This window comes from Peribacillus sp. NPDC097198 (genome assembly GCF_044762055.1).
GTDB lineage: Bacteria > Bacillota > Bacilli > Bacillales > DSM-1321 > Peribacillus.
Window position 1 is genome coordinate 57,571 of the sequence record NZ_JBIWDO010000014.1, and the last position, 10,949, is coordinate 68,519.

Below are 10,949 nucleotides of genomic sequence, written 5' to 3' on the forward strand. Positions count from 1 at the left end.
GGGGATTTATATGGATATCATTGGAAAAGGTGTGATTCGTAAAGATGCGTGGGATAAGGTGACCGGTCAAGCCAGGTATACAGGAGATCATCATCATGCAAATATCCTTTCCGTTAAAAAGGTGATCAGTCCTTATGCTCATGCACTAATTAGAAAGATTGATATATCGAAAGCTGAAAAAATCAGTGGGGTCCGTGCAATCATAACAGGCGGAAATTTACCCCTAACAGGAGAAGAGATTAGAGATCGTTATCCCATAGCTCAAGACAAAGTCCGTTATCACGGTGAAGTTGTCGCACTCGTAGTCGCGGACACGCCTAAACAAGCAAGAATGGCTGCTGACCAGGTAAAAGTTGTTTATGAACCTTTGCCTGTTGTCAATTCTCCGACTGAAAGCATAAACCCTTCATCTCCTCTACTCCATTCCCATTTAGGTACATATACAAAAATATCCGAGGTATATCCTGAACCAGGTACGAATATAGCAAATCATTCAAAAATCCGAAAAGGTGATAAAGAAAGTGGATGGCAAGAGAGCGATATAATCGTTGAAGAAAATTTCTCTTTTTCTCCTTCTGATCATGTTGCAATGGAAACAAGATGTTCATTGGCAGAAATTCATGCAGATCAAAAAGTCTTCATCACTTCTTCTTCGCAAGCTCCTTTCATGATCAAGCGGCTGATAAGCGATTACTTTGGCGTTGAAATCGGAAAAGTCGTCGTAAACACTCCTTTGGTTGGAGGAGGATTCGGCGGTAAAGCCTCAGTACAACTTGAGCTATTAGCCTATATCGCTTCTAAAGCGGTCGGTGGAAAGTTGGTTAAGGTGGAAAATAGTCGTGAAGAGGATATCATTACATCCCCATGCCATATAGGTTTAGATGCGACAGTGAAACTGGGATGCACACAGTCTGGGGTCCTTAAGGTAGCTGAATTGACTTATCTCTGGGATGGGGGAGCATATGCTGACAAGGCTACAGACCTTAGTCGTGCTGGAGCAGTGGATTGCACGGGACCCTACCACATTGAAAATGTTTGGTGTGATTCTTTTTGTATGTATACAAATCATCCATACGCCTCTCCATATCGAGGGTTTGCCCATGCAGAGGTTTTGTTTGCTTTTGAGAGGACCATGGATTCTCTTTCAAAAAAACTTGGCATGGATCCACTTGAACTTCGTGAACGGAATGCGATACTTCCTGGACATTCTACTCCAACTCAAGTTACGTTGAATTCAAGTACCGTAGGGAATCTTCCTGAGTGTATACATGTCCTCAAGAAAAAAATGAATTGGGAAGAAGGACAGTTCATTAGAAAAAGTGACAAAACAGTATTGGCGAAGGGGATAGCTTGCGTATGGAAAAATTCCACCATTGATACAAACGCAGGGTCCGGTGTGATTTTAACATTCAATCCTGATGGGAGTGTTAACCTTATATCAGGAGTAGTGGAAATCGGCACAGGTACGAAAACGGTGTTGGCACAAATTGTATCAGATAAATTGAAGATAGAAGTCGATCGTGTGAATGTTCAGATGGGAGTCCATACGCTAAGTACTCCTGAGCATTGGAAGACGGTCGCTAGTCGTGGAACGTTCATGGCTGGAAGAGCAGCAATCCAAGCCGCTGAAGATGCTATCTTTCAAATCAAGAAACTTGCTTCGGTTGTATTAGGAGTTCCCCTGGAAGACATTGAAATCGGTCAGGAAATTGTATATCTCAAGGGTGATCCAACAATACGCATTCCTTTCAAGGAGCTAGTTTATGGATATACTTATCCAAATGGAAATGCCATTGGAGGACAAATCATCGGTAGAGGACATTATATAACTCCCCATATTTCCAAATTAGATTCCGAAACGGGAGCAGGGAACCCAGGACCTGAATGGACAGTAGGCGTACAAGGGGTTGAAGTAGAATATGATACCCATGAATATACCTATAAGGTAGTAAGAGCCATATCCGTCATCGATGCAGGGAAAGTGCTGAACCAAAAAACGGCAGAAGGTCAAATAATGGGGGCAATGAGTATGGGCTTAGCCTTTGCTGGTCGTGAAACGTTCTATTTCGACCATGTAGGCAGAGTCCTTAACCCGCAATTCAGGACGTACCGACCCTTAAGATATGGTGAAAATCCCGAATACATTTGTGAGTTTTTAGAAACACCACATTTAGAAGCACCATATGGGGCAAGAGGTCTTGGTGAACATGGCCTGTTAGGAATGCCAGCTGCATTAGGTAACTGTTTATCTCTTGCTGCGGGTATACCTTTAAATCAATTACCCTTACTTCCCGAACTAATTTGGGAAGGGAAGAAAGAAGGGAGGCATCACTGATGTTACCCTTCCATTTTGATTATTATAAACCAGAATCCATACAAGAAGCTCTTGACCTTTTTCAAACATTAAAAGTTCAAGGAAAGACTCCTTTGTACTATGGTGGAGGAACAGAGATTATAACATTAGGACGACTGAATCTTGTATACGCCGATGCTATTATAGATTTAAAAGGAATTTACGAATGTAATATATTTGAATTCCAAAATAATGAACTCATTATTGGTTCTATGGTGAGCCTAAGCGATTTTGAAGAGAAAAAGCTTTTCCCTTTATTAACGAAGACTTCAAAAGAAGTTGCAGATTATACTTCAAGAAATAAGATTACAATTGGCGGGAATATATGTGGGAATATTTTTTATAGAGAGTCTGTTCTGCCATTCTTATTAGCGGATAGTGCTGTAATTATTGCAGGACCTAAAGGAATAAGAAAATTATTATTAAGCAAAGTTTTTCATAAAGAATTACAACTGGAAGAAGGTGAATTTCTAGTGCAAATCCTTACAGAAAAAGAGTATCTTCCTGCTCCCCATCTGAGTATTAAGAAACGGCAACAATGGGATACGGGATATCCACTTTTGACCGTGGCTTCCCTGAAAAAAGACGGTTATGTACGTTTTGCATTTAGCGGAGTTTGTCCATTTCCCTTTCGTTCGATCCCAATGGAAGAAACCCTCAATGACCAGAATTTATCCTATAAAGACCGAGTTTTGGCATCTTTTGAATACTTGCCTAATTCAATTTTAAATGACATTGAAGGATCTAATGAATATCGACTATTTGTATTGGAAAATACGCTAACTTCTATTTTGTCTAAGTTGGGTGATGAAGAATATGAATAGAAATTTGGGGAATCAAAATACAACAATTCGCTTAAAAATTAATCAGGAGAGGTACGAGAGAGAGATACTGGCCTCAGATCTATTACTAGATGTATTGCGAAAAATAGGATTCACGGGAGCCAAGCCAGGATGCTTAAATGGTGATTGCGGGGCATGCACGGTAATCATGGGTAAACAGCCAATGAAATCATGTTTAGTATTAGCGATTGAAGCCAATGATACAGAAATCATTACTATTGAAGGTCTTCACAAAACCCCCATACAACAGGCATTCGTTGAGCATTTTGCTTTTCAATGCGGGTACTGTACACCTGGATTTATCATGAATGCTACGGCTTTACTTCTTAATGACAACGACCCAACCCCTGAGAAAATCAAAACATGGCTTTCTTCTAATATTTGTCGATGCACCGGGTACAAAGAAATTGAAGAAGCGGTGCATTCAGCCATACACAATTTAAAATTCAATGAATGAAGTGACGGATTTCTGTTTACCTGAATAAAATGCCTACATGGGGAGTGATGATATTGAATGAATCCTGTGAGAAGGATACCAATTTAACGATAATTCACTCCTTTCAGCGTAGTATTGAAATTACGACAGCGATCCTTTTATTGACCGGACAGATCACAATTATTGGCGTGTTTGTAAGACCGGGTAGATTTAGCCTCTCTTTAGGTGGGCCACTTTTTGGAGGGCATCGTTTAGAGGGAAAGAATCATGAGGAAGTTGGAAATCTTTTCATCGATATACTTGATATTATTTTAGCTATATTACTCATCAATAACGTCATACATGTTACTGGCACATTCGTTTCATCCGGTGACTTCTCCATTAATGTTTCGGGCCCCATTTTTGGTTACCCGGAAGTTGTCCCTGCACTGCCTTTTGAAGATTATGACTTTTTTAATAAAATCGTAAGTAAACATTACAACGTTCCTCCAGAAATGGTAACTAAATTAAGAGGGAATGAGTATAATGTCATTAACTGATATACCTACCGTAAAAAATTCGAGGTACAATGTATTTCTAATAGCTCTTCCTATAATTTTTTTCATTTTTTTCTTCACTCAACAAAAAACCACGGACCAATAAACTACAAAAAGGAATTGCCATCATTTTATAGACATTTAGAGGTAAAGCATATCAAATGGCTTTACCTTTCTTATTTCATACACTTCATGGACCAAAGTGACAGGTAATATTGGACTCTTCAATGGAAGAGCAATTAAGTGACAGACACGTGATCAGAAGGTATCCACTAAATACAGCCCTGCTTAACCAGAGTTCCTGATTAGAGAGCATTATTTCTAGGTGACAAGTGAGCCATCCCTTTCTTTCATAACCTAAGCATAATAGGTAGAGAGCGACAGGTAAGACAAATAGTGAAAAAACATGGGTTATAAAATAGATTCTTCCCTATATTAATTACATCATAAGGTGAGCCGTGCCTTCACCTGAATTTATTATTTAATCTCGTAATTCCATAAAATAAGGAAGCATCCCTACCCATTTTGTTACGTGTATTCATGTATGGACGAAGACAATTCTGGAAGATTCGATCACAGTGTTCTGAAGGTCCATATTTTTCATAACAAATATCATGTGATTTGCAGCACGAATCGACCGCGTTAGTAGGTGCACCAGGTCCCGAACAACCCGGACCACACCATCTATACCCTGGTACACAAAAACCTCGATTTAATCGTTTACTTCTGTTCAAAATACCGCCTTCTTTCCTAAGAGGGATTAGCTATAATACTTTATGTAGGAATACCTGGAAGCGGTAGGGCTTTTTGCAGACTGTCATAAAATATATAGGAAAAGGGCATTGGCTTTGGAAATGAGAAAATGAAATGAAGACAAAGCACGCTATCCTATTTTCAAAACGTTATTCTATATGGATAGATATCGTTTGATTACTGATACTATGAGGTTTTAAAAGGGTAATAGCTTCCTGATTTCGGAGGTTGGTTATAAGTTCCAAACCCTTTCTCTTGAACTCGTTCCTTTTAAGGAGTACATTATTTTGTGACTTATGAAAAACTTACTAAAGGAGAACTAAATTGAACAGAAGTGATAGATTAAAAAAGCGTCAATGGACTTTATATATAGCCATAGCAATCTTTACTCTTATCCTTTTTCTCGGCACATGGAATCAGGTAGCCAATAAGAAGAATACTTTCGTTCCAGCTGGGGGAAGTTCAAATGAAAGTGATCAAATGTTAATAATCGAATTGCCTGATGGTAACGTGATGACTACTGAACAAAAGAACATCTATTATAAAGGGGACAAAGTATATTACAAGAGTAAATATAATGAAATTGATATTTCCGGTTCCAAAATCAAACAAAAAAAGTAGATAGTTAATCTTCTAATAACTGTATGAAATGAAGTAGGAAGCGAAAATGGGGACGATAATACAAAATATATCCTTTCCGATTCTTTTAAACAATTGGAAGCTTATTTTCTCCGATATCTCCAATGCTATCAAGTGTAGCTGTGGCCATTTGTTCTCTAATACGTTTAATATGGACATCCATTAGGTGCTTGGCTTTGTCGGCATCTTTTAATGCGATAGAAAGATAGATATCTTTATGTTCTTGAAGGGTTTCTTGAAAGTGACCTGGTTTTGAAAAACGGTGCTGTCTAGTCGCTTGAATCGTTTCTTTCATTTGATCACTAAGGGTATGTACCAGTCCTGCAAATATGGAATTGTTTGTAGCTTGTGCAATGCTATTATGAAACAACAGATCTGCTTGTAAACCCAATTCCTCATCGTGTTCTGAATTCGCCATATCTTCTAAAGCCTTAAGCATTTTTTGTAAATCTAGCGAGGTTGCTTTCTGTGCAGCTAAAAATGCACACTCCGTTTCAATTACTCTACGGACTTCGAGCATTTCATAAACCATATCATTCTCAGCATCAATGATTGTGGTGGATAACTGATTGATCAGTGACTGAACTTCAGAATGTCTTATAAATCTCCCATCGCCTGGTCTTACCTCTATGACTCCGTTAATCTCCAATACCCGAAGAGCTTCTCTGATTGAAGTTCGACTCACCTTAAACCGTATGGATAGATCCCGCTCAGAGGGTAATTTATCACCAGGTTTGAGTTCCCCAGTAATAAAAGATTCTTTAATTTGATTGAAGATTATTTCGTATACTTTTGGCGATTTAACTGGTATAGAATCCATTACTCATTACACATCCTTATCCCACTATAAGTGGACTCATTTTAACAAGCATTTCTCATTGTAGCAAGCGGATAAGTGGAATGTTATTTTCACTTTACATAATAAATACGAGTATTAACACTGGTTAGACCAATGTTGATAAATTCCTCCCTAAATAAAAGAGAGATTTCATACATGGTGATATTGGCGGAACCTACTAATCTTTAATAAATATGTGTTTTATTAGCGTTAATTTCAAGAAAACGAAAAGTTGTTGAAAAAATCAAAATATTTAGTATAATGAAAACTGGTTGGACCAATTATTAAGGTTCATAATGACTCGTGGACAAATAACTCGTTTATGAAATCGTTTACTTTATTACAATCAGATATTTGAGTAGAAAGTGGGAGATGGGGATGGAAGCAACTAGCGTAGATTTAGTAAAGGCTTTAAAAGAAGTTCTATCGGAAAGTCAAGTAACCGAAAACCAGACAGTAAGAGAACTGCATGGCAGAGATGAATCCTATCATGCTACAAGCCTTCCGGATATTGTTGTATTTCCGGAAACAACGCAGCAAGTGAGCGAAGTTGTAAAGGTGGCAAGTATACATAAAGTTCCAGTGGTTCCTTTTGGATTGGGATCTAGCTTAGAAGGGCATGTCATCCCATACCAACATGGTATCACCATTGACTTTTCACTAATGAATAAAGTATTGGAAGTACGTGGTGATGATTTTCTTGTAAAGGTGCAGCCTGGCGTGACTCGTTCTCAACTGAACAAAGAATTGAAAAAATACGGTTTATTCTTTTCCGTCGATCCTGGAGCAGATGCTACCCTAGGAGGAATGGCTGCTACCAATGCCAGTGGAACTACATCAGTTAAATATGGTGTAATGCGAGACCAGGTCCGTGATCTTGAAGTGGTTCTTGCGGATGGTTCAATTATACATACCGGTAATTTGGCCGCTAAATCATCATCAGGTTACCATCTAAACGGCCTATTCGTTGGTTCTGAGGGGACCCTAGGATGTTTTACTGAATTAACCCTTAGAGTTTACGGAATTCCTGAGCATATTATGGCCGCAAGAGCATCCTTTCCTTCATTGAATGATGCAGTTGAAGGCGTAGTATCTATATTACAGGCTGGCATTCCAATCGCAAGGGTAGAGCTAGTGGATGAGCCATCCATGAAACAGGTGAATCTCCATAGCGAAACAAGCTATAACGAAGGCCCTACGCTATTTTTGGAGTTTCATGGGAATGAAGCTGGATTGAAACAAGATGTAGCTTTCACAAAAGAAATAGTAGCAGAACATAATTGCCTCGATATTGAATTCGAAACAGATAATGCTGCTAGGAACCGCCTATGGGAAGCTCGCCATAATCTTGCCTATGCTTATATTCACGGCCATCCTGGGAAAAAACTGATGGTAACGGATGTCTGCCTGCCGATATCGGAGCTATCTGGAGCCATTCACCACGCCAGGGAAACGGTGGATTCATTAGGTCTGACCGGTGGAATCGTCGGCCATGTAGGCGATGGCAACTATCATATCCTCTTAATGATCGATAACGAAAATAAAGAAGAGGTGGAAAGAGCTAAACAATTAAATGAACAAATTGTTCTATACGCCCTTGAACGTAACGGAACATGTACGGGAGAGCATGGAGTGGGAGTCGGTAAACAAAAATATCAGAAACAAGAACATGGGGAGTCACTCTTGGTGATGGAAAAAATAAAAACAGCCCTTGATCCTGACAATCTATTAAATCCAAGTAAAATATTCATGCAAGAAGGAGAGTGACGAGATGAAAGTTCTAGAAACTCTCAGTTCGTTAGCCGGAAAATATTTTGCTGTTTGGGTTATCTTAATATCCGTCATTGCCTTTATGTTTCCAGATCCCTTTTTGGGTCTTGGAGGGTATATTACGATATTGTTAGGCGTTGTCATGTTCGGAATGGGTCTTACGTTAAAGGCAGTTGATTTTAAAATCATCATTACAAAACCTCTGCCCGTAATCATTGGTGTTGCCGCACAGTTTGTCATCATGCCATTAGTGGCATTCTTTATTGCGAAAGTCATGAATTTACCACCTGAATTGGCTGCAGGGTTGGTGTTACTTGGCTGTGTACCAGGCGGGACCGCCTCGAACGTTATGGTATATCTAGCAAAAGGGAATGTTCCCTTGTCAATTGCTATGACTTCGGTATCAACCTTACTGGCTCCAATTATGACACCATTGCTTCTGCTGTTGCTGGCAGGCCAATGGATGCCGGTTAATTTTTCATCAATGTTCATGTCCATTGTTCAAGTCATCATTCTTCCCATTGTTTTAGGTCTGATCATTAAAAAGTTTTTCCCTGTTATAGTAGAGAAAAGCTTAACCGTATTACCGCTTATATCCGTTGTAGCTATTATCACGATTGTAAGCGGAGTAGTTTCAGGAAATGCCTCCAGTATTGCTACATCTGGGTTCCTTATTTTCACGGCAGTCATGCTTCACAATGGATTCGGACTTCTGATTGGTTACTTTGCGGCAAAAGCGCTTGGGCTTGATGAAGTGAATAGAAGGGCGATTTCAATTGAAGTGGGCATGCAGAACTCTGGATTAGGCGTTGCCCTTGCAACTGCTCATTTCGGACCGTTAGCAGCGCTCCCAAGCGTTCTGGCGGCTGCTTGGCATAATATATCCGGGCCCATTCTTGCGACATACTGGTCAAAAAAGTCTGCTGGTAATAAAGGGATCGAGGAAATACCGGTGCAGCCAATGGAGACGAAGGTATAAATATGAATGATTTAAGAATTCCATTCTTCATGGGATTCTTTTTTTGTCTGAAATTGAAAAGTCCAAAGAATTTAGATCCAATAGTAGAACGTCGAACAGTAGACTTTTTGGGATCAGACAAAAATTCAGCCAAGGTGAAAGTAACACTTTGTCTCACATAATCATGTACATCATATGAAATAGTACTATTATTGGGTCTTCGAATAAAATTTCATTCTATTTGGAGATCCTTTGAACATATAATGAAAAATTCAGAACTACGTTCGACAGCAACAATATATTGTCGTTCAATAAAAAGAAATCCGTAAAATATTTTGAATGGTATTTGCATATTAAAAGATTTTGGTATTCCTGAACCAAGTAGGATTGGCCTTTTTCTGTGAAATGCTTATGAAAAAGAAAATGGGGCAAAATAATTGCCTTTGAGCACGGGGCGGGAATCGAATGAGATTAAATGGAATGTAGATTCGGAGTTTATTAGGGAGGTTTATAAGTGGGCAATATTGATAATAGAAAACGATTAGATGAAGCTCCGTTTAGTTACAGAATTACCAAAAGTAATACTGTTTTTATCGATTATAAGGGAAAACAAGTAAAATTATTAAAAGGTAAAGATGCTGAAAAAATTTTAGAAAAGATTAACATTGCTGAAAATGAAAAAGCAGTGCAACTGATATTGGCAAAGATCACAGGGAACTTTAAAAGAGGAAATGAACGTATTGTGAATTCAAAGAATAATGGAAAATCCTAAAAAAGTAATACACTTATTGAGCAAATAGGGGCTTTAGTTCAATAACGAGTCGGGCACTTCCTTTTACTAAAAGGAGAGATTATCCGACATTGAGAAGGAGAAGTCATTATGAGGAACTGGAAGAAGAAAACTTCACTAGTATAGATATTATAGGAATGAGCAGCGCCTTAAATGGACTGCTCTTATTTATTATCTCAGCTCCGCTCATTAAATAGTTTTGGTGCATTAAAGAGCGAAACCTGTGCACCATTTATACGGAAACCTTTTTACGATTATAGGAACCCTTTCCTTACTTATTCTTGATTACACGAGTGGAGGGGTCGAAAGCCCAACACATTCTACTATTTGTTAGTTCGCCTATTGTTTTCTTTTTAGTTTTAGCATATGTAGAAATAAAAAAGACAGCCGGAAATGGCTTCCTTTCTATGGAAGGGAGGAAAATAAGATGTTAAACATAAAGTAAAAGGGACTAGCTTTATACGGCTAATCCTTCTTCTTTTCTGCAAAATAAAAATCGATCTTAGTTATCAAGTATAAGATAAACAAGACATAAAGGTTTCTGGAAATGACTACACCATTGACACCTAGTTCATACCCTACTGGTATTAAAAAATCGGTATTAAATACAATAACAAGAGCGATCACTAAAGGTATCAAGGTCAATATTAAAAATAACTTTTGATTATTACTCATAGGTATCCTCCTATCTAATTTATGTATGTATTGGTATTCTCATTATAATAACATCCAATATTTACAAACAATACAAAATTAGAAAGAGAAGGAGGGGTTGGGCTTAGGTTTATCCGAGCTTTTTATTCTCATGAGCCAATTGAACGTTTAACAGCAATTAATTCTGCTTTTTCATATGTGCTTATACATAAACTTTGTAACTCTGATCCCAATTCTGAAAGAACAGCATTAGGACCTGGAGCATCAAAAATTCCAGCTACCATAGTGTTATGAAATGCAGGAATTACTTTAGAATTATTTTGATTTTCAACTGGAACTAATGGGGCTTTAGATTAATAAAAAGAACACAAAAAGTGGTT

11 protein-coding genes are annotated in these 10,949 nt (G+C 38.3%); 8 read left to right on the top strand and 3 right to left on the bottom strand.

Going from position 1 to position 10,949, the window contains the following annotated elements:
* The first annotated feature begins 10 nt into the window (after nt 1-10).
* Genes ACIQXQ_RS18585 through ACIQXQ_RS18600 form a run of 4 tightly spaced genes read left to right on the top strand, consistent with a single transcriptional unit; the run spans nt 11 to nt 4,170 of the window.
* Nucleotides 11-2,335, top strand: coding sequence for a xanthine dehydrogenase family protein molybdopterin-binding subunit (locus ACIQXQ_RS18585; RefSeq protein WP_402959419.1), 2,325 nt, complete (start codon nt 11-13; stop codon nt 2,333-2,335).
* Nucleotides 2,335-3,177, top strand: coding sequence for an FAD binding domain-containing protein (locus ACIQXQ_RS18590; RefSeq protein WP_402959421.1), 843 nt, complete (start codon nt 2,335-2,337; stop codon nt 3,175-3,177). The genes ACIQXQ_RS18585 and ACIQXQ_RS18590 overlap by 1 nt, the downstream gene beginning before the upstream one ends.
* On the top strand, nt 3,170-3,652 hold the full coding sequence (locus ACIQXQ_RS18595) for a (2Fe-2S)-binding protein (protein WP_402959423.1): 483 nt from the start codon (nt 3,170-3,172) through the stop codon (nt 3,650-3,652). The genes ACIQXQ_RS18590 and ACIQXQ_RS18595 overlap by 8 nt, the downstream gene beginning before the upstream one ends.
* Nucleotides 3,653-3,699: 47 nt before the next feature.
* Complete coding sequence (locus ACIQXQ_RS18600) at nt 3,700-4,170, top strand: hypothetical protein (RefSeq protein ID WP_402872986.1); 471 nt, start codon at nt 3,700-3,702, stop codon at nt 4,168-4,170.
* Nucleotides 4,171-4,631: 461 nt separating this feature from the next.
* Here ACIQXQ_RS18600 and ACIQXQ_RS18605 read toward each other — a convergent pair whose 3' ends face one another.
* Complete coding sequence (locus ACIQXQ_RS18605; protein ID WP_402872983.1) at nt 4,632-4,901, bottom strand: Parvovirus coat protein VP1-like protein; 270 nt, start codon at nt 4,899-4,901, stop codon at nt 4,632-4,634.
* 343 nt (nt 4,902-5,244) lie between these two features.
* Between ACIQXQ_RS18605 and ACIQXQ_RS18610 the strand changes: the two genes are divergently transcribed.
* Nucleotides 5,245-5,541 (top strand): hypothetical protein, encoded by a 297-nt coding sequence (locus tag ACIQXQ_RS18610; protein ID WP_402959426.1) that lies wholly within the window; start codon nt 5,245-5,247, stop codon nt 5,539-5,541.
* Nucleotides 5,542-5,626: 85 nt separating this feature from the next.
* Here ACIQXQ_RS18610 and ACIQXQ_RS18615 read toward each other — a convergent pair whose 3' ends face one another.
* Nucleotides 5,627-6,379 (bottom strand): FadR/GntR family transcriptional regulator, encoded by a 753-nt coding sequence (locus tag ACIQXQ_RS18615; RefSeq protein ID WP_402959428.1) that lies wholly within the window; start codon nt 6,377-6,379, stop codon nt 5,627-5,629.
* A 396-nt stretch (nt 6,380-6,775) separates the two neighbouring features.
* On the opposite strand from ACIQXQ_RS18615, the gene ACIQXQ_RS18620 reads away from it, so the two are divergent.
* The 3 genes from ACIQXQ_RS18620 (at nt 6,776) to ACIQXQ_RS18630 (ending at nt 9,897) form a co-directional block, all read left to right on the top strand.
* Nucleotides 6,776-8,164 carry an FAD-binding oxidoreductase gene (locus tag ACIQXQ_RS18620; RefSeq protein ID WP_402959430.1) on the top strand — a complete coding sequence of 463 codons (1,389 nt, stop codon included), beginning with the start codon at nt 6,776-6,778 and terminating at the stop codon, nt 8,162-8,164.
* A 4-nt stretch (nt 8,165-8,168) separates the two neighbouring features.
* Complete coding sequence (locus ACIQXQ_RS18625) at nt 8,169-9,146, top strand: bile acid:sodium symporter family protein (protein WP_402959432.1); 978 nt, start codon at nt 8,169-8,171, stop codon at nt 9,144-9,146.
* A 493-nt stretch (nt 9,147-9,639) separates the two neighbouring features.
* Nucleotides 9,640-9,897 carry a hypothetical protein gene (locus ACIQXQ_RS18630; RefSeq protein ID WP_402959434.1) on the top strand — a complete coding sequence of 86 codons (258 nt, stop codon included), beginning with the start codon at nt 9,640-9,642 and terminating at the stop codon, nt 9,895-9,897.
* Between the two features lie 483 nt (nt 9,898-10,380).
* Here ACIQXQ_RS18630 and ACIQXQ_RS18635 read toward each other — a convergent pair whose 3' ends face one another.
* Entirely contained in the window at nt 10,381-10,590 is a 210-nt protein-coding gene (locus ACIQXQ_RS18635; protein ID WP_402959436.1) for a hypothetical protein, read from the bottom strand.
* Nucleotides 10,591-10,949: the final 359 nt, after the last annotated feature.

Coding starts and splice junctions, on each gene's coding strand:
- ACIQXQ_RS18585 (WP_402959419.1), top strand. CDS start 11: ATGGATATCATTGGAAAAGGTGTGATTCGTAAAGATGCGTGGGATAAG.
- ACIQXQ_RS18590 (WP_402959421.1), top strand. CDS start 2,335: ATGTTACCCTTCCATTTTGATTATTATAAACCAGAATCCATACAAGAA.
- ACIQXQ_RS18595 (WP_402959423.1), top strand. CDS start 3,170: ATGAATAGAAATTTGGGGAATCAAAATACAACAATTCGCTTAAAAATT.
- ACIQXQ_RS18600 (WP_402872986.1), top strand. CDS start 3,700: ATGATATTGAATGAATCCTGTGAGAAGGATACCAATTTAACGATAATT.
- ACIQXQ_RS18615 (WP_402959428.1), bottom strand. CDS start 6,379: ATGGATTCTATACCAGTTAAATCGCCAAAAGTATACGAAATAATCTTC.
- ACIQXQ_RS18620 (WP_402959430.1), top strand. CDS start 6,776: ATGGAAGCAACTAGCGTAGATTTAGTAAAGGCTTTAAAAGAAGTTCTA.
- ACIQXQ_RS18625 (WP_402959432.1), top strand. CDS start 8,169: ATGAAAGTTCTAGAAACTCTCAGTTCGTTAGCCGGAAAATATTTTGCT.
- ACIQXQ_RS18635 (WP_402959436.1), bottom strand. CDS start 10,590: ATGAGTAATAATCAAAAGTTATTTTTAATATTGACCTTGATACCTTTA.